At 44.6% G+C, this 25,262-nt stretch carries 18 protein-coding genes; 5 read left to right on the top strand and 13 right to left on the bottom strand.

The features are described 5' to 3' along the window. Positions 1 to 115: 115 nt before the first annotated feature. On the top strand, positions 116 to 1,219 hold the full coding sequence (locus tag L1286_RS04575) for a LamG-like jellyroll fold domain-containing protein (RefSeq protein WP_235405731.1): 1,104 nt from the start codon (positions 116 to 118) through the stop codon (positions 1,217 to 1,219). Between the two features lie 53 nt (positions 1,220 to 1,272). Here L1286_RS04575 and L1286_RS04580 read toward each other — a convergent pair whose 3' ends face one another. Next, positions 1,273 to 1,797 (bottom strand): hypothetical protein, encoded by a 525-nt coding sequence (locus tag L1286_RS04580; protein WP_235405732.1) that lies wholly within the window; start codon positions 1,795 to 1,797, stop codon positions 1,273 to 1,275. Positions 1,798 to 1,921: 124 nt separating this feature from the next. After that, on the bottom strand, positions 1,922 to 3,970 hold the full coding sequence (locus L1286_RS04585) for a S9 family peptidase (RefSeq protein ID WP_235405733.1): 2,049 nt from the start codon (positions 3,968 to 3,970) through the stop codon (positions 1,922 to 1,924). A gap of 386 nt (positions 3,971 to 4,356) precedes the next feature. Here L1286_RS04585 and L1286_RS04590 point away from each other — a divergent pair, with 386 nt between their 5' ends. Beyond that, positions 4,357 to 4,500 (top strand): hypothetical protein, encoded by a 144-nt coding sequence (locus L1286_RS04590; RefSeq protein ID WP_235405734.1) that lies wholly within the window; start codon positions 4,357 to 4,359, stop codon positions 4,498 to 4,500. Between the two features lie 132 nt (positions 4,501 to 4,632). Here L1286_RS04590 and L1286_RS04595 read toward each other — a convergent pair whose 3' ends face one another. Further along, complete coding sequence (locus tag L1286_RS04595; protein ID WP_235405735.1) at positions 4,633 to 5,064, bottom strand: GNAT family N-acetyltransferase; 432 nt, start codon at positions 5,062 to 5,064, stop codon at positions 4,633 to 4,635. Positions 5,065 to 5,081: 17 nt separating this feature from the next. Next, positions 5,082 to 5,696 carry a LysE family translocator gene (locus L1286_RS04600; protein ID WP_235405736.1) on the bottom strand — a complete coding sequence of 205 codons (615 nt, stop codon included), beginning with the start codon at positions 5,694 to 5,696 and terminating at the stop codon, positions 5,082 to 5,084. Positions 5,697 to 5,793: 97 nt separating this feature from the next. Here L1286_RS04600 and L1286_RS04605 point away from each other — a divergent pair, with 97 nt between their 5' ends. After that, positions 5,794 to 7,179 (top strand): aminotransferase-like domain-containing protein, encoded by a 1,386-nt coding sequence (locus L1286_RS04605; RefSeq protein WP_235405737.1) that lies wholly within the window; start codon positions 5,794 to 5,796, stop codon positions 7,177 to 7,179. A gap of 50 nt (positions 7,180 to 7,229) precedes the next feature. Here L1286_RS04605 and L1286_RS04610 read toward each other — a convergent pair whose 3' ends face one another. From L1286_RS04610 to L1286_RS04635, 6 genes are all read right to left on the bottom strand, one after another. Beyond that, the gene (locus L1286_RS04610) at positions 7,230 to 7,586 is read right to left on the bottom strand and encodes a RidA family protein (protein WP_235405738.1); all 357 of its coding nucleotides are present in this window, start codon (positions 7,584 to 7,586) and stop codon (positions 7,230 to 7,232) included. Between the two features lie 143 nt (positions 7,587 to 7,729). Then, the gene (locus L1286_RS04615) at positions 7,730 to 8,359 is read right to left on the bottom strand and encodes a hypothetical protein (protein ID WP_235405739.1); all 630 of its coding nucleotides are present in this window, start codon (positions 8,357 to 8,359) and stop codon (positions 7,730 to 7,732) included. Positions 8,360 to 8,527: 168 nt separating this feature from the next. Continuing rightward, positions 8,528 to 10,708 carry a penicillin-binding protein 1C gene (gene pbpC / locus L1286_RS04620; protein ID WP_235405740.1) on the bottom strand — a complete coding sequence of 727 codons (2,181 nt, stop codon included), beginning with the start codon at positions 10,706 to 10,708 and terminating at the stop codon, positions 8,528 to 8,530. A gap of 67 nt (positions 10,709 to 10,775) precedes the next feature. After that, positions 10,776 to 15,272 carry an alpha-2-macroglobulin family protein gene (locus L1286_RS04625; protein WP_235405741.1) on the bottom strand — a complete coding sequence of 1,499 codons (4,497 nt, stop codon included), beginning with the start codon at positions 15,270 to 15,272 and terminating at the stop codon, positions 10,776 to 10,778. Between the two features lie 180 nt (positions 15,273 to 15,452). Then, positions 15,453 to 18,524, bottom strand: coding sequence for an efflux RND transporter permease subunit (locus L1286_RS04630; RefSeq protein ID WP_235405742.1), 3,072 nt, complete (start codon positions 18,522 to 18,524; stop codon positions 15,453 to 15,455). A gap of 2 nt (positions 18,525 to 18,526) precedes the next feature. After that, on the bottom strand, positions 18,527 to 19,642 hold the full coding sequence (locus L1286_RS04635) for an efflux RND transporter periplasmic adaptor subunit (protein ID WP_235405743.1): 1,116 nt from the start codon (positions 19,640 to 19,642) through the stop codon (positions 18,527 to 18,529). Between the two features lie 129 nt (positions 19,643 to 19,771). Between L1286_RS04635 and L1286_RS04640 the strand changes: the two genes are divergently transcribed. Beyond that, positions 19,772 to 21,841 carry a winged helix-turn-helix domain-containing protein gene (locus L1286_RS04640; protein WP_235405744.1) on the top strand — a complete coding sequence of 690 codons (2,070 nt, stop codon included), beginning with the start codon at positions 19,772 to 19,774 and terminating at the stop codon, positions 21,839 to 21,841. A gap of 6 nt (positions 21,842 to 21,847) precedes the next feature. Here L1286_RS04640 and L1286_RS04645 read toward each other — a convergent pair whose 3' ends face one another. Next, positions 21,848 to 22,723 carry an AraC family transcriptional regulator gene (locus L1286_RS04645; protein WP_235405745.1) on the bottom strand — a complete coding sequence of 292 codons (876 nt, stop codon included), beginning with the start codon at positions 22,721 to 22,723 and terminating at the stop codon, positions 21,848 to 21,850. Between the two features lie 176 nt (positions 22,724 to 22,899). Continuing rightward, positions 22,900 to 23,952, bottom strand: a complete 1,053-nt coding sequence (locus tag L1286_RS04650; RefSeq protein ID WP_235405746.1) for an alpha/beta hydrolase — start codon at positions 23,950 to 23,952, stop codon at positions 22,900 to 22,902. Positions 23,953 to 24,039: 87 nt separating this feature from the next. On the opposite strand from L1286_RS04650, the gene L1286_RS04655 reads away from it, so the two are divergent. Then, positions 24,040 to 24,933 carry a LysR family transcriptional regulator gene (locus L1286_RS04655; protein ID WP_235405747.1) on the top strand — a complete coding sequence of 298 codons (894 nt, stop codon included), beginning with the start codon at positions 24,040 to 24,042 and terminating at the stop codon, positions 24,931 to 24,933. A gap of 25 nt (positions 24,934 to 24,958) precedes the next feature. On the opposite strand, the gene yacG is transcribed toward L1286_RS04655, so the two are convergent. Continuing rightward, the gene (gene yacG, locus L1286_RS04660) at positions 24,959 to 25,198 is read right to left on the bottom strand and encodes a DNA gyrase inhibitor YacG (RefSeq protein WP_235405748.1); all 240 of its coding nucleotides are present in this window, start codon (positions 25,196 to 25,198) and stop codon (positions 24,959 to 24,961) included. Positions 25,199 to 25,262 lie beyond the last annotated feature (64 nt).

The following is a 25,262-nucleotide window of genomic DNA, read 5'->3' on the forward strand; positions in this document are numbered from 1 at the left end:
GTATGGTGTTCACGTAACGTAAAAAACACTAGAAAAACAGGGTAAATAAAGAGTAAAATCATTTTTACCGGAAATGGGGAATTGTTACTCATTGATATGTATGGATAAATTTTTTATGGAAGAAAAGAGTTTGAGTTTAGAGAATTGTAAAGGCCTTTGGGTTGGCAGTGTTTATGCAGATTTAAACACTAAAAGTTTAATCAAGAATGGTGAACAGCAACCACTCTCTGAACTGTCATTTACACTACTTTTAGCTTTGGTTGAACATCAAAATACACCGCTGACTGCTGAACAATTACAAAATATTGTTTGGCAAGGGGTAATCACAGGGAATGAGAACGTAAAGCAGCGTATCAGCATTTTGCGCAAAGCATTTCAAGCGCTGGATGACCAAGAGCAGATCAAGAATATCCGTGGAAAAGGTTATCTGTTAGCCCAGCCCGTTAAATTTGATTATGTGACCGATGGTAAGCACTGGTATTTACTTGTTGTGGGCGCATTATTGGTCGTGGCAGGTATATTAATATGGAGTGTTTGGCCAAATGCAAAAACGAGGGTCTTAAAAAGCGAGCAGTCACAGCTTTCAATTTCTCAAGGGGAGGTGATTAGTCTTGCGAATAAAAAAGACAATGTCGCGTTTTGCTTAGATGGTTTTGATGATTATGTCGAAGTACATGATGATAATTTAGATGTGCACAAAGGTGACTTTTCAGTTTCTACTTGGGTAAAAACAGCCTCACTTGGGCAGCACATTATTATTGATAAACGCTATGAAGACCAAGTATCCGATGTACAAGGTTACGTATTTTATATTGATGATGGCTTTTTGGCGTTGCAGTTGGCTGATGGTAACGGCAGTTGGTATTGTCAGGAACCTGATTCATCGTGCACATTTTTTGATTCAAAAGCGTTTGTGGCTGATGACCAGTGGCACCATGTTGCAGTGAGCATCGATAGAGATCGCCGCAAGGGGATCCGCTTTTATTTAAATGGCGAATTTAACAGTGCATTTGATCCCACAGGCCGTCAAGGTTCATTGAGCAATGAGGTAGCGCTGCGTATAGGGAGCCGTTCTTCTTTTAAAACAGGGCTATTCAAAGGCGCAATTGGTGAGGTGTTGTTTTATCACAAAGTGCTAACCCCATCCGAGATAAAGCGTGCATTCCAAAAAGGGAACACAAGAAGTTGTAGCGGTTCGGGTAATAAAGGGGGAATTTAAAGGTGATAAAAACACTGTGGCAGCATAGCAAGGCATGCTGCCAAAAGCCGCGTTTAGCGGTTCTTTTTACGACGCTCTTCTAAGATCATATCAATCATTTTTGTGCGCAGTTGGGCCGCTTGAGATTGTTTTTCTCTGAGTTGTTGTTCGAGCATTTCAACCTGCTCCTCCACTTCCGTATTTTTGTAATATTGACTGCCTAAATGAGCATTTGGTTCTTTAAGGTTGGGATCAGGCTCTTCGGGTGAAGGTGTGGTATGTAAGGTCAATGTGCGTTGGATAGGCGCTTTCCTCAATTCATTTATCTCTTTTTGTAAATTACGAATTTGTTCTTGAAGCAACGCAACGACCTTTTCTAATTCTTCATATTGGCTCTTAAAGCTTGGGTTACGCGCTTTGTAGCCATTCGCTTCTTCATCCAATTCTTTGGTGATAATGGGGGACTTTTCGTCTTCTTGTTGTTGATTTTTTGCTTGTTTCGCGTGAACTGAGTCATTGGAACGAGCATCTTGTGAAGCGGCAGCTTGCGGCTTATTGGGCATGGTTATAGATGTGTGAGAAAGAATTTTCGATAGCATGCTGACTCCTTGTCAGGGGGAATGTTCATACACAGTATATCGGCTGAGGTTGGATTTAATTTAGTCCCTAAAATATAAAGAGCATAAGTGTATAAGAGGGCATTTGCCCTCTTATACATGAAGCCTACTTGTCTTGTGGCTTGCGGTACATGTCAAACCAGGCCAAGGTATGTTCAATTTTGGAAATCATACGTGATGGTCTGCCTGCGATGCCATGTGGTGCCCCTGGAACGCGAATCAGTACGGTGTCGACTTTACGCAATTTAAGTGCTTGGTAAAATTGCTCCGACTCAGACATTGGTGTGCGTCTATCTAGCTCGCCTGTCATGATAAGAGCGGGGGTTGTGACGTTGCCCACTAAAGAAAGCGGTGAACGCTGCCAGTAATGCGCAAGGTTATCCCAAGGTAAACCAGGGAATTGGTTACGGATTTGTCCTAAATAGCTGTCGGCGGTCAGTACTTTACTGATCCAGTTTATGACGGGTTTGGTAATTGCTGCAGCATTGAATCTATCGCTGAGGCCAATGGCGTATGCCGTTGCAATGCCACCCGCTGATCCCCCAGCAATAAACAGGTTGTTTTCATCGATAAATCCTTTCGCGATTAATGCATCTACTGCTGAGTTGTGGTCGGCAAAATCTTCTTTTGAACTATATTTACCATCTAGTAAAAGGGCAAAGCGCTCGCCATAACTGGTTGAACCACGGTAGTTCACGTAAACCACGACATAACCTTCTGCGGCATAGCGCTGTAACTCAGCACTAAAGTGCGGCCCATAAGCGAGGTGAGGGCCACCATGGATCTCGACCAACAATGGGTATTTTTTGGATTTATCAAAATTGGGTGGCGTGATGTACCAACCTTGAATCTGTTCACCATCGAATTCTGATTGATAGGTCAGTTCATGCACCTCTCCCAGTGTCTTAGTCGCAAGTAAATCTTGGTTTAATTGGGTCAGTGTCGACTTTTTACCTTTGTAATAGTACCCAACATCGGCAGGGGCATGACTGTTGCCTTGTGTGAACGCAATCGCCCCACTGTTTGCCATGGTAAAATTACCACTCACATATGGGCGCCCCAACGTGGTGCCAGAGACATCGTTAAGAAGGTGCTTTATTTTGCCTCGCGAGGAAACTTTTGCCAGTACGCGTTTACCGTGGTCATCGTATTGAATCACAAAGTCTCCTTTACCTGACCACTGATAATCTGCCACAGACCGATCAAGCTCTTCAGTTAACGTCTTAATTTTACTGTCTTTGGTATTCAGTAGCGCCAATTGTGCATTGATGTAAGGGACCGGTTCATTGCTACGACGAATAAATGCGAGTTTGTCACCTTTATCTGAAAATGTTGGATTGTACTCTCGACCTGGTAAGTCGGTCAGTTGTGTCAAGGTTGTGTCGTTCACATCCACTTTATACAGATCGGCTTCTGTGGTCCTGTATTCCCATTCAGGGTGGTGATCTGAAGAGAAAACCACGTATTGGTTGTCTGGGCTCCAAGTTAGCGGACCATAATGTTGGAAGTCCCCTTGGGTGATTTGTCTTGGCGTTCCGCCGTTCGCTGGCAAAACAAATACATGGCGAAATGCAGGTTCTATAAAACCGCTGCCGTCAGCTTGGTATCTTGCTTTATCAATGACTTTAACAGGTTCAGACCACTTCGCGCCCTTTGGTTTGCTGGGTAATTTGACCGACTTAGCAAAGTTGGACTTACCTTGTGGCACGTTCATGGTAAAGGCAATTTGCTCTCCATCAGGTGACCAAGTGATGTTGTTAACCGCTTTTGGCAGTTGAGTTAGTACAGCTAGTTTATCTTGCTTGACCCAGTAAACATGTAGCTGTCGAGATCCACTGCGATTACTTGTAAATGCGATTTTACTGCCATCAGGTGACCACCGAGGCTGACTGTAGTTGAATTGGTCCGAAAAGAGTGGGTAGTGCGCTTTTGTCTGTACGTTGTAAATCCACAAAGCGCGTTTTGGCGTGTCGTTCATGATGTCATAACTATTTCGCTCATAAACGATTTTTTTACCATTTGGACTGATTTGCGTGCTTGCGGCGTACTCCAATTGGAAAATGTCTTCGGATTTAAGTGTTGTGCTTGCGTAGCTGCTGACAGATGCAAGCCCAAACAAAGTGCTCAATGCTGCGAGGGTAAATGTCGTTTTCATAATTTTTATCAGTTAACTAGGATATCACTTACATTAAAAGTGAAGTGCAAGGGAGACAAGCGTTATGAGATAGGTAGACTTTGCACAGGTTGAATGGGTTAATCACGGTTTGATCTATGTCAAAAGTGCTTTAGTTTCAATTGTTGAGATCGCTAACAGGAAAAGATTTAAAGTGACTAAGCTGAGTTACCGAATTTCTGGACGATGGCTGGCTTCGGCATTGCATTTTATTATTTTGATTTGTGCATTTTATTGTTCTAATAATATGCAAAATAATGATTTAAAAGTATTTTTAAATAATTTATGGCTTGATATTTGATTTTTTTGGGGTATTTTATTTTTCGCCATAGTGATGGCAGTTGATTAATTTAAATAAGGAAATGATCATGAAACTTACCCTAAAAGCAAAAAAACTGGCTAACCTTTCAAGCAAACAAGTCACTGTTACGGCAACAGCTAAAGTGGCCGGTGGCGCCGCGGTTACAGGTTGCTACTTCCCATGTAAGCCAGTTCCACATACTGGCAAGTAATTGACCGGTATATCATGGCAGCGTTGGTCTTGTCAGGACCAGCGAAAATAAGTCTGCCCATTAGCTGGTTGGCGTGCCAGCCAGCTAAGATAGGTCGCAAGTAAAGTGATAAAATTGACCGCCTATGCTTGTTTAGAAGGTATGCATGCTTCGTATGTTTGCCCCTTTGTCATATCGTTCCATCAAGTATTCTGGTTGAGCAGGGCACTCAAAGCCAAACTGTCGATATAAGTCGTGCGCGTCATGGGTTGCGAGTGTAAACCGTCTCAGCCCTTGAAGCTTGGGGTGAGTGACCACTGCATCTATGAGCTTTTTACCCAGCCCTTTACCTCGAAAAGGCTCCAATACAAAAACATCTAACAAATTGGCAAACGTGGCATAATCGCTTACCACTCTGGCAAAGGCAATCAATTGCCCACCATCGACCAAGGCAAAGCAGAGCGAATTATCTAGTGCGGTTCTCAGTTTATCTTGGTGAATGCCCTTACTCCAATAGCTTCGTTGTGAGAGAAATAAATAAACTTCATGAAACTGCTGTTTGTTCAATTGACTGATTAACTTCATATGTCGTCTCGCAATCTCTAATTGATGTGGATTAATGGTAAGCAAGCGAGCAATAGGCAAGCCATAACATAATTAAAGTACTGCTGATGTTTGGGGTTTTGCAGTCGTTGGCTTATGACCTTGCCAAAGTATATCCAACTGAAGCCACTGAATAAGGCAATGAGGTTAAACATCAAGACACCAAGTACCGCTGAAGGCCAATATAATTCGCCCGGTAGCGTGAGTGCGGTACTTAACGAAAGTAATGTGGCAATACACTTGGGGTTAATCAGTTGAAATATGGCCGCTTGTGAAAATGACATCGGCTTGTCTTTCTCACTTTTAAGCTGATTGGGCGCGCTGCTTTGAGAGATTTTATATGCTAAGAATAGGATGTAGCCACTGGCTAGCAATTTAAAGAGCATATGTAAATTAGGGTTACTGACAAGTAGCTGACCGAGCCCAATGAGCATGATCAGGTGGATTAATGTCATACCTGCGCGAATCCCTGCAATGTGAGGAACTGTTTTTCTAACCCCAAAATTTGCGCCAGAGTAAGTGAGTAAAATATTGTTTGGCCCAGGGGTGATCGAAGCGGCAAAACTAAATATGACTAGGGCTGGCATGAGCGCGACAAGATCCGCGGTTTGCATTGTGTTCCTCCTATTATTGTATTGATACAATTGTTGCTATTTGCTCTGTATTCTATTAGTGTCATAAATACAATTAGTCATCAATTTATTTATTGTTATGAATACAATTTGGCACCCAGAGATTGAAACGTTTCATGCGCTTGCTCTAGAACAGCCTAAATACATGGCTTTAGCACAATTAATTGAACATGCTATTGATGAGAAGCGATTGGCGTTTGAGCAGCGATTGCCAGCTCAAAGGACATTGGCTGATCAACTGAATATTACGCATGGCACCGTGACACGTGCTTATGTGCTCTTAGAGCAACGGGGATATGTCAGTGCAAAGTTGGGGGCCGGCACCTATGTGGCGAAACGCAGTAATGTGCGTTCAGTACCGGGGCTCAGTGATTTAGCATCCAGCGTGCAACCAAATATGGGGCAAGATGCCGTGATGGCTGCGGCCATGCAGTCGTTGTCTAGCAATGTTGCGGCGCTCAGTGACGTGATGACATATAAGCTCAATGGATTAGAGCGTCATCAGCGATTTTACCGAGAGTGGCTTAAGCTTAAAGGGTTTGAGTGTGCGCAACATGATATTATTTTCACGCAGGGAGCACAGCAGGGGATTTTCGCCTGTTTATCAGCCCTGTGTGAACCACAAGACTTGGTATTGCATGAAGCGCTAACTTACCCTGGTTTTTTCAAGGCGTGCGACAGCCTTCACTTGCAACATCATGGTATTCCCATGCTTGATGATGGCATCGACCTTCAAGCTTTAGAAAGTGTATGCCAGTCTCACACCGTCAAGGCGATTTATATCACACCAAATTGTCAAAATCCGACCAATATACAGTATAGCGAAGAGACGCTAAGCGGATTACTTGCGCTAAGTCGTAAATATCACTTTTTCATATTAGAGGATGACGTTAACTATTGTTTGCCAGAGATGTGGCGATTGCCTTTGTGGCAAAAAGCACCAGATCGAGTGTTCTATATCGCGAGTTTTTCTAAGTATTTTAGCGGTGGTTTGAGAGCTGGCTATGTGCTCGCCCCTTTGCTTTGGCAGCAGTCGGTCATCGGCGCCATTCATGCGCAGTGTTGGTCGGTTTCGATGATGAACTTTGAGTTACTGATGCGCGCTTTGCAGGGCAAGGAATATGAGTACGTACAGCATAAACTTGCGGATGAATTGCGGTATCGCAAACAAGCGCTACAGAATGTGCTAGTGCGGTTCGATTTACATGCACGATTTGCTGGGTTGAATGTTTGCTTGATACTGCCCGATGCGCTCAATATGCATTACATATCAGCCCACTTAAAAGGACACCGTGTGTTGGTCCGAACTTTGGATGTATTTAGTGCCAAGCAAGCGCCCACCACTTTAAATGGCATTCGCTTCACTTTAGGTGGACCGGCCAGTAGGGCCGAATTTGATGTTGCGATGACACGGTTAAATGAAGGGTTGGTGCAATTAACTGAGCGTGCCGATGTCGTAATCTAAATGATTGGACTTTAGGGGGGCAAGTATTTCAGCTTGCCTCCACAGGTGTATTAGCCTTTTTTCACGGCGGCAACAACCGAGACTTCTACGAGTAATTCGGGTCTCGCCATAGCCGCTTCAACGCATGCACGAGCTGGCGCGTGACCTTCAGGTACCCAAGCGTCCCAAACCTCATTCATTTGCGCAAAATACTGCATATCACTAATGTAAACGGTTGCGCTTAAAAGGTGGGATTTATCGCTGTTGGCTTCTTCTAACAGCGCATCTACTTTATCTAACATGGTTTGTGTTTGTTCTTTGATGCCTTGCGTCGCGTCTTTACACACTTGGCCACACAAATAAATGGTATCGTTGTGCACAACAATGCGACTCATACGCTGATTGGTATGTTGACGAGTGATGGTCATGAAGTTTCCTTAGTTTGGCGCCATTTGGGATGGCAGATATGACAAGTTCAAAATAATTACTGGCTACCTTATCATATCAAGCCGTCACCTTCAGACTTTGTCGATGCGATTCATTGCCCAGTTAAGAATGTACACATCGCCAATTAAACCGAAATCATTAATAATCCAATTGCACAAACGATGGTAAGTCCAATAAAAATATTAGCGAGATTACCAGTATCAGCAATGGGCTCCGCAATGGCCTCGGGTTCGGGGAGTTGCTGCTGTGTCATACGGTAGAAAAAGTTGTCGCCGTAGCGCGCTCTTAAATCATCCCGAGATGTCCACTCTAATTGTTCAGTGAGATAAATGAGGATCTCACTCGAGATCAACTGTTTGTCATCTTCGCACGTCCTCTGATGGTGAAGAATGAAATCAAATATCAGGGCACTGAGATCGTCCCTTAATACGTGTTCTTGTCCTGCAGGGTGATCGATTAATAGTTGCCATGCGGTCAGTTGATTTCGACGTAAAGCATTTGATAATAATGAGGTTAACTCTTCGTCAAATTCCTTAAAAAGTGGGTTCGACAAACTTGACTCAGCAGGCTTAAAAGGTTGCCTCAGTGTTTGCAGGGCTGCTTGATACGCTTGCTTGAGAATCACGGTTTGTTGCTCTCGTTCCGACTCTGCCTCAGCGTCAAGCTGTGCGAGTTTTTGCTGATAAGCTGCGTCGATCTGTTGTTGATCTGATGTTGGTTCAAGTTCTAATACTTTCCAAGGATCTATTGACACTGTTACATTCACCTTATTCAATCTTGGACAAAAAGCTGCGCAGAAAAAAGCGCACTAATAACCAAGAGTTTAGCAGATCCCACATAATAATCTAAACTGCCACCATTGGGTTTGTACTTATTTTAGAAAAATAAAATGGGTTTGTAAGCTGTTTCTAGCATGTACGCTTCAAGGATGAATATAGATGGTTTTCTTGTCACACAGGGTGTTTATGCAAGCTGAAACGACCGTTTTCCCTTGATAATTGCGTAATGAAAGCTGTGATTGTGAGATCGGTCGGTGATTAATAAACCATTGTGTCTCCTTGGGTCGAGAAGAGGCGAGGGGCAATACATCTAGCTGGGAGCGATAGTAGTGCTGGCCATTTCGCAACGATGTAATGGTAATCGACGGTTTGACTTCGTCAGGTGTTTCTATGGGATGCAGACCTTTTCGTGTAATCAGCCATTGCGTTAACTTGGCAGGCCATTGTGAGGTTATATTGAAATCGCCATATAAATCCATACTGGGCGGTGTCATGCCGTTAATTGTAAGCGCCTGATGTTGTTCTACACATTGATCTTGCGGCACTTGACTGATTGCCCTGCCGCTGGGCCAGCAAATTAAGGTTTGCTCAACCCCTTCGGGTTTTGACAGTGTACGCTGATCTTTGGGTAACAAATCAAAAATATCAAACATGATGGGGGCGGCTTGCGTGGCGCCCAGGTAGCCTAGCATTGGACTGGAATCGGGTCGCCCTACCCAAACTGCCACAGTATAGTCAGGGCTAACGCCCACAGACCAAAAGTCTCGGTAGCCATAGCTCGTGCCCGTTTTCCAGGCAATTTCTCTGCGAGTAGAGGGGACAACTCGATCTGGGGCACTTTGCGAGCTAAGCATTTTGAAGACTATCCAGCTACTTTGTGGGCTCAATATCCTGACTGTGTCAGGTGATAATTGTGGGGTGGGTAGGTGATGCGGTTGACGCAGTTGTAACGCCTTAACCTCACCATGACTTGCCAGTGCGCCATACAGCTTAGCCAGGTTGAGTAAGTTGGTACCGGTCCCCCCTAAGCCAACTGATAAATTGGCTTTTTCATGAACAAGTTGAATATTCGCAGCCCTTAAATTGGCGTCAAAACGTGCTGGGGTAATGCGATTGAGAAGTTGCACGGCCGGTACATTGAGAGACTTTTGTAGTGCTTGCTCTGCACTGATGGCACCACTGAAGTGGCCATTGAGGTTTTGCGGTTTATAGCCCTTGAAATCGCTGGGAATATCACTGAGTAAGCTTTTACTGTGAATGAGCCCCATATCGATAGCTTGGCCATAAATGAAGGGTTTTAAGGTTGAGCCAGGGGAGCGGATTGCTCGAACCATATCGACATGGGCGAAACGACTTAAATCATTAAAGTCAACGGAGCCTTGATATGCAATGACCTGTGCACTGTGATTGTCAACAACCAGTGCCGCAGCAGAAGCCCTGTGTGGCAAGCGTGTGCTGACCCTGTGTAACAGTCTGCTAAGCCGGACCTGTAATTCGTAGTCCACAGTCGTCTTTATTGTATGGCTAAGTGGAGACTGGTTTCTTAAGTACCTGCTAAGAAGTGGCGCTAATGGATATTCTGCTCGATCGTATAACTTAATGGGTTCAGCTGCGAATAATTGGTACTGTTCGGCATCAATTAAATGACCTTGCTGTAGTCGATTGAGCACTTTGTTACGCATATTTTTTGCCAAGTCGATGTCCCGATCTGGGCGAAAACGCGAGGGCTTTTGGGGAATGACCACCAGCAATGCTGCTTCGTTTTTATTGAGGTGTTTCGGGTGCTTGCCAAAGTACTTGAGCGATGCGGCACCGATACCCTCAATGTTGCCCCCAAAGGGCGCAAGGTTGAGGTAGAAGCTGAGAATATCTTGTTTGCTGTAGTACCACTCTAGCTGTATCGCGCGGCCTATCTGATGAAGCTTTCCCATGATTGTACGGTCATGGGGATCAATTAATCTTGCGACTTGCATAGTGAGCGTCGAGCCACCCGAGATGATCTGACCATGTACAATCCACTGCACCGCAGCACGTGCAAGTGCCAGCGGGTTTACGCCATAGTGATAATAAAACCAACGGTCTTCATAATGTAGCAAGGCATTGAGATAAAACTCGTCCACTTCTGAAACTTGGACATGGTAGCGGTGAACACCGAGTTTGTCGCCAAATGCACGTAAAGTCATTTGATCGCTTGCGGTGATACGCGTTGCCGGTCCATGTGGGTAAATCGGGGGGAGTGGGTTTTGATAATGCCAAACCATCGCTGCCATCAACAACATGAGAAGCGTGAATAATGCGGTGATAAAGGCTTTTTTAATGATCATGTTAGTAAGGCTAAGTGAGCGGCAGATAAGTGCGTTGCAATTATCTGCCTAAGGAACGATTAACCTGCTAGCGCACGATAGTGAGCGTAGAGGGATATTGCCTATAAAGCACATGCTTTTGCGGGCGGTACATTGATTCTAGAAAGGTGGGTGGGTTGCCATATACTCCAGGTACCTCTGCGCGAAGCAAATAGGCAAACTGTTGCTTCTCTTTAGTGAGCTCGGCCGCTGCCACATACCTATCATTGCGGTACTCCTGATGTTCGATATCTGCGAGGTTGACATTAGGTGGTAACAATTCACTTATATTAAGATCTTGCAATAAGGCAGGATTTTCAAGTACAAAACCAGCCGGTATACGATCTACGATAAGCGTATCTGGAATACGTTCTTTACTTTGAACATCCAGTACGACGAGAAGGCGGTCGCCCACTTTGAGCGTAATATTATCATCCAAAGGTTGGCCATCGAGTGTATACCAGCGCCTGACAAAGTGCTTCATTTTAATCGTGTTAAATGGATTGGTGTGATTCGCAAGTTGCTCATCGAGCTCAACATACCCTTTTGCTAATTGCTGAACATACAGGTTGCTATCTCCTGTATTTTTAATTAACAGGCCTGGCGTCAAGGGATGTGATACTAATCCTTGCTGCGTATTCGCTTGGTTGTCTATTGTTACGGCCACATGCTGCTGGTTCAGTTTGGCGCTGGCAACGGCACTGCGTAACAAGGCGGCACGTTCTTGTGTACTCAACCAATCAATGTCTGCCACTTGGTCTGGGAGTTGCTCTAACAAAGTTGTGCGTAGTTTTTGCGCTTCTTGATGAAGATCTTTTACTTGGGCAATGCTATCAAGGGCCAATGTTGCCAGTGCAGCATCACGAATGTCACTGCCATAATCATAAAAGTAGTGTTTCGTTCTTTGCTGCTGTTGATACTGTTTCAATAGCTGTGCGCTAGGTAAGCTCGCCCCCGTGTTGGCGTAAGCCGCCGCAAGGTGTAATAGGCTCAATTTAGAGGGATGCGTTTTCAGGTGCAGCGCTTCGAGATCACTGAAGCTTAACTTTCCTAATCGACTTGCCAGATAAGCCGCATAACTTTTTGCGGCAGTGGACTCGGCATGAGAGTTTGCTAAGCCATCGACAAAATCTCCACGTGCATATCTTAAAACACGATACTGCGCATCTTCTAACATGGCGCTTGGCACTAATTCTGGGTAATTGCGATTAATGTGCGTCAGTAAATCGGTTACATAGACCGTCAACCAAGGTTTTTCAGCGCCATAGCTTCCCCATAAGGCAAACCCTCCAGAAGTCTTTTGCATGGTTTTTAAACGTTTAATTGCGGCACTTAAATATGCTTGGCTAGTTGATAGTTGCACATTTTTCTGTAATGCGTTGTGCTGAAACTTTGTTAGTTGGGCATGGTTTAGTGCAAAGGGCCAGGCTTTACTGGTTGTTTGTTCTGCACAGCCATAAGGGTAGGCATGTAAACCGGTTGCAAATTCAGTAATATTGAATATAGGTCCATGACTGACCAGTAAATTGCCCGCTTTGCTTGGTTGCATATTGAGCCCGTGCCATGCAGATGCTGAGACAGTCATCGCTTGACCAGGAGGAAGTATTTGGTTGGTCACTCGAGTTGCCCATGGTTCTATGTATTTGACGGGTACGCGCCAGCTTCTCTTGAGATCAATATCCTCTCCTTGAACGGACAATGTAAAAGTAACGACGGTATCTGGTGCGGTTTCTGACACCCTGATTGGTTGAGTGTGACGCCAGTTTTCTCCATCATCCAATGAAATACGTTGTGCCATATTTTTAGGAAGTTCAATGTCCGAATCGGTCTGTAAATTGACTGTTAAGTGCTTTTTGTTCCCACTGACATTGTGTAAATCAATGGCGATGCTAGCGTGGTCACCTGGCACTAAAAAGCGCGGTACACTAAGCTCTGCGACGAGTGGCATACGGATAACTTGGTCTTGTATTAATTGGCCAACTTGTTGGTCATTAAAAGCGGTCACAATGATTTGGGCTTCGCCATTGTAGTCTGGCAGTGTCAGCTCAACAACTGCCTCGCCGTCAACTAGTTGTGTGGGCTTAGACATTAACTGAATGGTTTTGCTTTCAACGAGGTCATCATTTCGATTTGTGTTATTGGCATTGTTGTCGCTACCAAATCTTGATTGTGCAAACGGGTTGGGCCTCGGGTCATATTGGCGCGAATATAAATCGATGATATCACCACTGTATCGACGCTGAGAAAACAAGAAAGTGTGCGGGTTTTGCGGCTTAAAGCGACTTAAATTGATGATCCCTTTGTCAACCATTGAGACCGTGACCCAACTGGTTTGATCGGTTTTTACGCCGGAGGCTTTGATGGGGATGGTAATGGTTTGCAGGGGCTCTATGCTATCAGGGAGCGTCGCTGAGAGAGCGATTTGACGCTCTGTTCTATCCAATCTAAGAGGTGTGATACCTAAATAGCGCTTGGGGGCTTGCTGTTGTTGACCAAATAGGCTTGCGGTGACATATAAATCATGACGATTCAGGTCTTTGCTCAGAGGCAGAGTGATGTTTCTTTGCCCTTGCTCGATGGCTACTTTTCGACTCCACAGTACTTTGTCAGACTCCAGTGTGATCAGGAGCTCTCCATCAATGGGGGCATCAAATGTGACCTTTGCTTGCTCACCAGCTGTGTAGGCTGTTTTATTCAGTGACAATTGCAAATGCTCTGGTTTTGCTGGAGATTGGTGGTAACCGCGCTCCCAACCTGCGTAAAAATAATGCAAAGTTTGAGCGCCGGTGCTCAGGTCCGTGGCTTCCAGTTTATAGTCTCCCCAACTTACCGGGAGTGCTATACGTGCGGTATCCGCATTCAAGTCAACAACGATCTGTTGATCCTTACGCCATTGATCTTGTTTCTTGCGTGTCCAGCCAATGCCTTCTTCATACATCCAATAAGCGCGGCCTTGGTCATAATACAAAGTTAACTTGACGCGACCGGTTTCGAGTTTTTGGCCATTTGGGCTAAGTAATGCAACATCAAAGGTTGCATCAGATTTATACGCAAATGTTTTGCTGAGCGGTTTAAGAGCGGGTAGGTTTTGATCTTTCCAGCTTGTAAACGTAGTACTGCGCTGTACCGCAGCGCCCCCTGACTCTTGCAGTGCAAAAAACACAGTCGTTTTAATTGGGCTTTTTATCCTGCTGGCACTGGGGGTAGGGATATCGACCGAAGCGATGCCTTCGTTGGACATACGTTTTTTGGCCAGAGACTTAAAGCGACTCGGCAGATAAAAATCTTGTCCGACAACAAACTCTTTGTAAGGCCCTGAAAAGTGACGTATCGGCTGATAAGAAATATCTGTAGTAAATTGGTTGCCAGCAGCTGGGCTGCCAAAGAGGTATTTACCCGTCAACGCAATTTGGTTGCTCCTACCTGTATAGACAAACTGCGCAGTGGGTGATACGTTCAAGTCCATGCGCTCAGGAACAAATTCTTCTAATTGAAATTGAAATTCATTGAGTGACCGAGTTGAGCTTGGGTCTATTTTTACGCCTACGGTATAGCGTCCGGTTGGCCAATCTTTGGCGGTAGTCAGTACCTTTTCAAATAAACCCGAATCGCTAATAGGCAGGGTTTCTTTAACAATCTCGTCTTGATGTGGATTTTTAACCGTGAGGGTAAGTGTGTCTCTGTCTATGGAGTAACCATCTTGGTTACGCAATAAAATATTGATAGGCAATGCATCACCCGGTCTGACTAAATCTCGGTTACTGTAAATATAGGCTTCCGAGTCTTGGTACATTCGCCCACCAAGATCATAACCAGAGAGGTCGAGTGGAGTTTCTTTCAAAGGTAATAAGGCGACTTCGGGTGTGTGACCGTTGCCTTCATGTTCAACAAAGACAATGTCATTTTCTTCAACCATGACTGAGAAGTGGACATTGCCAGCGGTGTCGGTCGTTCCCTGTCTGATTAATTCATGCTTACGGTAAAGACTGACCTTTGCATTGGCAACACTACTGCCATCTTTTAGCCGATTGACACTAAAGTACGCCTCGTTTTTTTGGATCCTAGCCTGTACCCCTAACTCTGTCAGTAACATGTGTTTGGCTTGAATATCATCAAACATCCCCGCGGCTTTAAGGGTGACAATATACCAACCGGATGCTAACTGGGCAGGAATTGGGAGTTTGGCACTATGAATTTCTTCTGAACTCCCTGTTGGTAGCGTATACCTGTCGGCAAAGACACTGTTAAAGCTGTAACTCAGGCGATCTAAGGTACTTGGATAAACATTGTCATTGAGGTAATAACGATTCAAGAAATCATGTGGACTGGTGAGATGTAGGATTTCAACATCAACCTCTGTGGTATTTTTATAACTAATAGGGATCGCTTGCCCATTGCCTTGGGGTACCAAGGGCCCTGAACCGACGATGGCCACGTGAGGTTTTTGGCGTGTGTCGCTTTGCGCTTGCGTTGCACCATGCCATCCTAATACTATGAGCAAACACCACCACAGTATGCCGTATGTTTGCACATTCCTTATGTTCATGATTTTCCCCTGTCTTTTCACTACATATTGAACAAGTTTAAGTGATTCAAATGAATCTAGAGTGATTATCCAATGATTCCTAATAGAGAGTAAATGCCTAGTCTCAAAGTATTAAACAATAAATGGCGCTGACCCTCAAATCAGGCCATTTGTTGTTGTGGAATTAGAGAAGGCATGCTGTTAAGCAGCTGAAGCTGACTTTGGGTGAGTTTGTATGGACTTGTCACCAAACCAAGGCTGCGATAGAAGAGCTGCCATAAAAGGCATGCTTAACACCGCGCTGAAGGCCATACCACCTACAATGACAGCGGCAAGCCCCCTATATATTTCCGCCCCTTCTCTGGGTACCAGCATCAGTGGCAACATGCCAAATATACTGGTGCCTGTACTCATTAAAATGGGCCGTTTACGAACAGAAATTGCCTGTATGATGGCGACTTTCTGAGTTACGCCATGCTGTATAGCAAACTCATAGTGATTTATCAGTAAAATCGCATTGTTGATGACCAGCCCCATTAAAATAATAAATCCAATCATTGTGATGATATCAAGTGGTTGGTGAGTTGTGAGTCCGAGTAGGCGCAAACACAGCATGCCGCCGAGCATGGCCAGCGGCATACTCAGCAATACAGCCCATGTTTGGCGCCAATTGCTTAGACTTAGGCGCAGTAAAAAGCACAGCATAAGCAATGACATTAAAAACATGGTGCCAAACTCTGCGATGAATTCATCAAGCTTATCTGCACTTCCTCGCCATGTGGTGTTTATGTTGGCAAATTGATTGTGAGTTAAAAAGTCAGCGGTCTCCTGCTTAATTGTATTGATGAATTCACTCTGGCTCATATGTGTTGGCGGCGTGAGGCTTAAGGTGACCACGCTGCGCTGATTAATGCGATTGCGCTGAGCGGGAGCAACAGAAAACTGCGCATTGGTAAGCTCAGAAATGGGTCTGAGTCCCACTCCTGCAATGTCTATTTCCCTATTCATGAGCGCTTGCAAATCTTCTGCGGGTTGTATCTTTAAATAAAAGGGTAAGTTTTGCCCTTGGCGATTAAAGCGGCCTAGATACACGCCTTGAGTAAGTGCTGATAAGTGCATGTTTAAATCGCGTAAATTGATGTTATAGCGCAAGAGCGTTTCATGATTTGGCGTAAAGTTGATCCTAGCAATACGATTAGTCAGTTCACTGACTGCTCGAATTTGTGCACCGTCAATAGTGGTTTGTAAGTGGTGCAATAATTGTTGACCAGCAAATTGTAATGTTGAGAATTCAGCGCCTTGCAAATCTAAATAGGTGACACCTGCATTTGGCATCACGAGTCGTAGCAGCGCTTCTTGTACGACAGTGACATGTGTACCTGGCAAGTCATGGACAATTTCACTTTTCAGCCATTGACTAAATGTGTCGTAATGCCATTGCTGCGGCGGGTAAAAGTACAGTAGACAAAACCCTTGCCAGCAAAGTAGCCCGGACAAATCGTAACTGGGTGCACTGCCTTGGCGTTGTTGTTGCGCTAATCTGCTCAGGATTGGCTCCGCAATATGGGTTTGAGTGGCCTGCGGAGAAAGTGGGTCTTTAAAGCTAATGTAGGCATGTACCGCACGATTTTTGGCGGCAGGTAGTAAGTTGGTTTGAGGAGTAAGCTGCCAAATCACTAGGCATGCCAGTGGAATTAATACCACCAGTAAACTCAATGAGGCAGGTTTGGAGTTAGTTAATTTGTAGAACACCCCACGCACGTGCATGGCGCTGTGTTGTTGGTTTGGGGCCTTTCTCAGGAGCGTTTTGGCGATGACAGGAAGTACATACAATGCGTATAGCAAAGAAGCTAGCAAGGCGGCTGATATCGTAAAAGCAAGATCTTTAAATAGCTGTGCTTCGGGGCTTTGCATCAAGAGTATGGGGACAAAAATCACAATACTTGAGAGTGTTGATGAGATCACCGCGCCCCTGACAGCGTGAATGCCAGATATAATCGCTTGATTGAGATGTTCACCTTGGCGGCGTTTTTGTTCAATACTATCAACTGCGACGATACTGGCATCGAGTAGTAATCCAATGGACAGTGCCATACCAGCTAAGCTGATAACATTGAGACTAAAATTAAATATGTGCATGAGCAGCACAACCACAGCAACACAAACGGGGATTGAGACAAAAATCAAAACGACAAAGCGACTCTGCTTGATAAAGTAGTAAAGCACCAAACTGGATAAAATAATGCCTAAAAGGAGTGAAAAATAAACTTGTGAAATGGCGTTCTTAATGGCTTTTGAATCGTCTCGACTGAGCACCAGCTCCATATCGAGGTCGGCCAAAGGTCCTTGATTTAACTGCGCAATGACCTTTTTAGTTTGATCAAGCGCAGCAAGTACGTTGACATCGGGAGAGGATTGAAAGTAGATATAAAATGCACGCTTCCCATGTACAGATGAGAACATCCATTCACGCTCAGTGCGTTGTTGAATAGTTGCAATGTCAGACAACTTCACAACCGCCGGTGCATGATAGGCGATGGGGTGTGACATCAGCTCAGATAGGTTTTTTTGTCCAGAAAAGTGTAAAGCGTATCGCCTGTCGCCCAAATACATATGGTCACCAGAGCCATCACTCAGTGTATTTAGCTGCGTTTGTATATGTGCGATGTTCAGGCCAAAACGTTTTAGCTTTTCATGTTGTAAAACAATATCAACGCGTTGCTGAGTTGGGTTATTGCTCGTGATTACACGTTGAACCCCCTTTATTTGACTGAGCGCGGGCTTTAAATACTGCTCAAAAGCGCGAATAAAGTCTTGCTGTGTTGCCGATGTTTTGCTGATTAACATCATTGAGGCAAGAGAAGCACTGCTGCCAGAAGCATAGTTGGTGACGGTGGGGGCAGGGACTTCACTTGGCCAACTTGAGACTTGATTAATCCGATTTAAGGTTTCGAGGTAGGCCGCTTCCATGTCCGCGTTTGCTTGGAACCTCACAGTTATATTGGCACTGCCTGCACTTACCGTAGTCGATATAAGGGTACTACTTGGTATGCCATTGAGGACGTCTTCCAGCGGAGAGCTCAATGTTTGTTGAATTTCCTCGACACTTTTACCCGGCCAAATAATATTAACGGCTATTTCGGGTCGTTTGATAGGTGGAAGTAAGGCACTTTCTAATTGATTGGCGATAATCACAGCAAAGATACATATTAACGCTGCGACGGAGGCAATGACTTTATCTTTGAGCGTCATGAGTGTATGGGGTCTCGTCATGGTTACTCTCCTTGTGCGAGCAAGGTGTCGGTTGGTAGTACGTTAACCTGGGTACCTTCAGAAACGTTTGCTTGGCCCAACACAATGACGTGCTCCCCGGCGCGTAAAGCGCTCTGAACGATAAAGTGATGAGCCTGATTTTGTAACACTTTCACGGCCACTTTCTCGGCCTTTTGGTCCATACTAACGCGCCAGACATACGCATTATTGTGTTCAAAAGTCACCGCTTCAACAGGCAGTTTGGCGAGTTTGTCGGTATGAGATTGCCATTGTACAGTGACGAGTTTGCCGATGGGCAGATTGGCAAACTCGTTAGGGATCAGAAACCACAATGATTGTGTTTGATGGCGCTGATTTAGACTTCTGGTAAATCGGTTTAATTGCAACGGTGTCGAGGAGAAGAGGGAGAATGTGATGTTGTCAGTTTGATGTGTCAGCTGACCTTGCGCGTGGGGTCGCTCGCAGTGAAGCTCTCTCTCATTGGTTGCAATAAAGCTTAGTATGGCATCCCCTTTCGCAACAAAACTGCCGAGGTGGCTATGTAGTGCACTGACTTCACCATCGTGAGGCGCGTAATGCTTGAGCGCTGCAATCTGTTTTTCGAGTGTTGAAATCGTATTTTTTGCGGCTGCAACTGATTGTTGGGCGAGCGTTAAGGACAAAGCATGTTGATTAATCGAGGACTCAGAAATATGCGTTTTGTCTAGTTTTATTAAGCGTTTATATTCTTGGTCATGATAATCAAGATTGGTCGTATGTTTTTTGAGTTCATAGTGTTGAGCTTTCAGTGATTGATGTAGGTAAAAACCATCTTGCTCTGCTAACAAGTCTCCTTTTTTTACATAACTGCCATTACTGAGCATATAAATAAGCTTAGCCTGACTTTCGCTGGCGATGGTGTATTGGTGAGGGACGGACACCTGACAAGAGAGCTGACCCTGAATGCCTTGGTGCCAAGGTAAAACCGATGTGGTTTTGACTAATGGTGAAGTGGGCGCGGCGCGTGAAACGGATGCGCATAACAAACTTGTGGCCAACAAAATGGCATGAAGTTTTGGTTGAGAGGTAGGTGTAAATAACTGAACCATTGTATTGATAATATCCAAAATAGATGACATATCATGCAGCTTGCCAAGACCAAGATGTGACTTACATGGAATTGTTATGAACTTATGTGTAGACTGAGATAGTCACAATTAGTCATTCAAATCGAGAAAAATAAATTGAAAAATCAAAGGATTGAATATATGTCTAACGAACTGATACTGGGTGAGAATCGAGTTTGCGCTAACACAGGTCGGGTGGCGAATAGTCACAGTGAGCAACGTTTAGAGCCTTTGCCTTTGGCTTTTCTTAATTATTTGATTTCCCGTGCGGGTGAAGTAGTGAGTCGCCAAGAGTTACTCGAACATGTTTGGTGTAATCGTCAAGTCAGCGATGATGCGATTCGCAGAGTAGTGAAAAAAGTTCGTCTCGCGTTAGGTGATGATGCAAAAGAGCCGCGGTTTATCAAAACTATTCCCTTGCAGGGTTACCAGTTTGTCGGGGTTGTGGAAAAGGCCTCGGACCTGTCAATCACGCAACGAAGACCACTGCACGGATGGTGGTTATTCATTGCCTGTCTAATTGGTATTGTGCTGGTTTGGCTGGGGGGGGCTCACTTCGATGCAAAGGGGGGGGCACATTACGAGGCTAAGATTACCCCATTAACGCGAATCTCAGGATCTGAGATGGGCGGTGAATACAATGCCAAAACTAATACGTTGGTATTTATGTATCGAGGCAGTAATAGAGAGCCATTTTCTTTATATGCCAAAGATTTAACCAGAAACCTGTTATACCGATTAAGTTATGATGATGGCGCATATCACAGTATATCGATGTCGCCGGATGGCCAGCAAGTGTTGTTTAAAAGAGATACCGGTGAGGGGTATCATGTTTTCGTTGCACAATACCACCAAGGTGCATTACTTCATCAACGTCGTTTGGAAATCCCTCATAAAAATTTATCACTGCTAGGTTGGTCTGCGAATGGGCAGTCTATTTTATACAATGCCAATGTTGCGGGTGACAACACGTACTATAAAGCTAGTAGCAAGGCGATATTCAGTTATCATTTAACGCAGCAGGTGAGCACCCAAGTCACTTTCCCTTTATCTAAAGGGCGTGGCGATATATTGGCAAGAGAGTCTTTTGATGGTAAGTATTTAGCGGTCGTGAGAAACCAGCAATTGCGACAATATCGGTTGTTAGTATTCGCGTTAGCGGATGGCAAACTAATTCATGAAATGCCGCTCGGATTCGAAGCCTCCAATATGGTATGGAGTCACACACAACCTAACTCTTTACTGCTCAGTAGTTTTAAAGGCCAGTTAGCAAGGTTCTATGTTGACAGTGGTGTACTCAATGTCTCAGCTCTAGTGACGCCTGGTTTGAATGATGTTTTTGGTGAGTGCGCGCAAGATTGCTTGTTAATGCGTCGCCATGGCATGAACTACAGAGATATTGTCTCGATGCCTAACCCGTTTGTCGCCAAGGACATGACTTCTGCCATGCTCAAAATTGCCAGCGACCAAGTTGAGTGGTCACCCATTTATAACCATGATGGCACTGCTATTTTCTACCTAAGTCGAGATTCAAGATACAGCTACCTGTATCAATTGCGCACTGAAGGTGTTAATGCAGGTAAGAAAACCCGGTTATATCGCTTTGACACACTGGATGCGATTAATGGGTTGCAAGTAAGCCGCAATGGTAAACAGCTCTTGGGTCGACGAGAAGAGCGCTTGTTCATGTATGATATTCCAAGTCAAAAGTTTATTTGGCTTACGGGGGATGATGAGCAGATAATGTATGCCAATTGGAGCGCTGATGGTCGGCATATCTATTTTTCACGCGTTGAACAGCATCGCTACAAATTGCTGCGTTATAGCCTTGAGGCCCAAAAAGTGGCGCGAGTGAGCGATGATATTTTGGCCCGTATTGAAGATGAATCTGGCCGGGTTTTTATGTTGCGCGATGATTTTTGGTTGGTACAAATGCGGTCTTCGGGCGATGAAAGGCCGTTAGTACAGTTGCCAAGGCTTGCTGAATTAACCATTATTGCGCGTGACAATGCCATATATTGGGCGGACAGACAAAGTCTGATAGTCCATTTAAATAAGTTGAATTTAAATACGTTGCAGCAACAGGCATTTCCTTTAAGTCGTAACGAGGGGACATTCAATTTTGATTTGCACCCGAAACTACGGTCGGTGATCTACTCAAAAGAGTTGCTTGCTGCCAGTGACCTTGTTCAAGTCACCGACAGGGAATAGACGAACTTAGGGTTTTACTAAGAAAGTGATTCTGGTGAGCAGCTCTTGGGGCGCGGTATCTTTAAGGTCATTCAAATACTCTTCGAATGGTGGGAAGTCGGCGAGTTCAAATTGGCTCTGCGGCAGCCACTCACCATATAACCAATTATATGGCTTCTCAAGCTCGGCATAGTCACCTTTAAATAAAATACTGACCGTGTTGCCTTGGGGTATTGTGATCTGCTCAAATTGGTGATCTTCTGGCAGCAACGCGGCGTCCACTGAAATGCAAGCCATAGACCTAAGCTTATCTTGCGCCACGGTGTCTGGATCATCAAAATAGATCCCGAAGTAGCGTGTTTGTTGGTCGATCAGCTGTGCCTTACCAGCCATCAAAGATAATTTCTCAAATGCTTGTCCGATTTTCATATAATCGCCCTGATGTGAAATGCCAATTAATGAAAGTGAGTTGATAGGCTGTTGTTTAACTGAATACATTGTTTGGTACTCCTTTTTAGACTTAGGATACAACACGGTGACATTTGGTTGAGCGTCAACACGGGATTGCCGATACTGCTGAGGGGTCTCACCATAATGTTTTCGAAAAGCACGGTTAAATGCCTCAACGCTGCCGTAACAAACCTGCTTTGCGATCTGTTGTTGGCTCAAGTCACTGCGTATTAGGTATGTCGCCGCTTTCAACATACGCATCCTTCTCACGGTGAGATTGATGGTTTCACCGGCATATTCACGATAAATACGATGAAAGTGATAAGTAGACATGCACGCGACCGCTGCGAGTGTGTTGACATCGAGTTCTTTATCAGCATGCTCATAAATGTAATCAATGACCTTGAGCAAACGGTGTTCATACTGATTTTGTGTACTTACCTTATGTTTCATACGATTGGTTACCTTAGGGTGAAAATACCTTTATAGGTTTTTATGTTGTTGGCGACAAGTCTAAAGTAGCGCAGGTGGGATTGATAATGTTTGCGAACTTTTGAGGTTAAGTAGTGCGAAATGAAGCATCGGTGAGTGAGGTGCCACAAGTGATATGGCACCACAGCAACAGCGCGTTATAAGTGCTTTGCAAAGAAAGGGAACATTTGATGTTCAAGGCGTGTTAGGGCGTTATCACTGTGACCACCTGGGAAGATCGAAAAAGACACCGGTAGCTTGTGTTGTTGCGCTTTTTCTTTCAGTGCGAGGACCCCCTCGGTTATCCAAATATAGTCATCTTTGTCACCTACGTCGATGTGAATTGAGCGGAGCTTGTGGACGACTTCTGGGGTGCTATACAATGAAATAAGCTCACCAAACCCGCGATACCACAGCGGTTTTTGCTCAATATCTTGACTAAAATGTGTGCCAAAAGGGTGTGCTGACGTGCCTGCAAAGGCGCCAGCATAAGCCAATAAGTAGGCACTGTAGCTATTGTCTTGACCATTTTCCCAAATCGCTCGACCCTGAAAAGACGCAAATTCCTCAGCCATCACTTTTTGGGGTGTTTTACTGGTTGCAAGCTTCTGCTTGAATGCTTGGTAGCGTTTAATGGCTGCCTCTGAAGTCAAATAGGATTTAGCCATACCCTGCTCATCAAACATACCCGGACTTAGCGCGTAAACGTGGCTAAAGACATCTGGGTGATGAGCGGCAAATCTCAGCGCGCCAGTGCCGCCCATAGAAAACCCTGCAATACCACGATGTTTGGCGTGTGCTTTAGTTCGATAAGTGTTGTCTACCCATGGCACAATTTCTTCTAGAACATAGTCACTGAAATTACCATGAACTTGGGAGTTAACGTAAAAGCTGCCCCTAAGTGGCGTATTGCCTTCAAGCATCACTACAATCATTTCCATCGCATTGCCTGCTTTTTTATGATTATTGAGCATTTTCTCGATATGACTACTGTATTTTATTGGCCAGCTATAAGCGCCCAAAAAGTACAGAACGGGATAGCGCTTTTGACTGGTGTGATAATCATCTGGTAGATAGATATGAACTTCTCGCGTGGTTTGCGTGCCGATCAGACTATGTTCTAGTGCTTTGGAAGTAAAAGGTACTTTTACTAACTCTGCACGTAGTTGGCTACTCAAAAATAGCAAAAATATGAGGCTCAGGTATTTCATTCTTGTTCTCCTGCTGATTTGGCTTGCACTAAACTTACATCGGGCCTAAATTAAGAACAAATATTAAAAAATGTTTATTTATATGTAATGAATATAAATTGGTTAGATATTAAAAAGCTCAACTATGTCGTGGTTGTGGCTGAAGAACTGAGTTTTAGTCGCGCAGCACATAGGCTGCACATGTCTCAGCCTCCATTGAGTCAACAGATCCGGTTAATTGAAAAAAACTTAGGGATGCGTTTGTTTGAGCGTTCAACGCGCTCCGTGTCATTGACTGCATTTGGCCTGTTATTTGTCGAAAAAGCGAAGCGAGTTCTGGCGGCCCATACAGAGTTAGGAGAGTGTGTGAGTGCTTCTCAAAAAGGGGGAGATCAGCCTTTAAAAGTAGGTTGTATTAGCCTTGCCTTTGAAGCGCTGATGTCGGATGGTATTGCTGCATTTCAGGTGCAGCAACCATACTTAGCCTTAGTCTTAGAGGAAGGTAGCAGTGCTGAACTTATCAACCGGTGTGATACTCAGCAATTGCATGGCGCGATCATTCGTGCGCACGCCCCTGATATGCCCAATCAAGCATTACGCCACTTAAAAAGCGAAAAGTATGTATTGGCTTGTCCGAAAAAATGGCAACTTACGATGTCTTCGACATCAATTTGTATCCTAAGTGGCCGCCCATTCATTCATTACCCACAACACGTTCAACCTAAGTTACATGCTGCGATTACGCAAGTATTTGATGAAGCGCAAGCCGAGATGAATGTGGTGCAAGAAGTCAAAACAAAATCAACGACTTTATCGCTGGTCGCTGCGGGGTTGGGGGCGGCCATTGTGCCACAGTCAATGTGTCGAAAATATCAGCATCAGGTAGATTTTATTGATATTGAAGAACATTTACCGAGTGTAGACTATTATTTATATAGTACGGACTGGGAAGCCCATAAAGGACTGGAAGCATTATATGGCGTGCTAAGTCATCTAGGTTAGCGAGTACTTAGCACCGTTAATCACATTATTTGAAGAAGTCGTCTTCGTTTTTAGCCAACATGGCTTCTATATCCTCAATGAGGGCTTGGGGATCTGGCTGTCCTAGATCAGCGCTTTGAACTTGCGTGGATATTTTATTGTTCTCTTCTGACCACTCGCCTAAATCTATCAACTGGCAGCGTTTAGAACAAAAGGGGCGATGTGGGCTTTGAGTTGACCAGATCACCTCTTTTTGGCATGTGGGGCACTTTACAGCAGCAGGCATAATGGAATACTCATCTATCAATCAGCGTATAGTTTACTGGTTTACAGTAAACTATACCAGCCGT

The organism is Pseudoalteromonas sp. SMS1 (genome assembly GCF_021530565.1).
Taxonomy (GTDB): Bacteria; Pseudomonadota; Gammaproteobacteria; order Enterobacterales; family Alteromonadaceae; genus Pseudoalteromonas.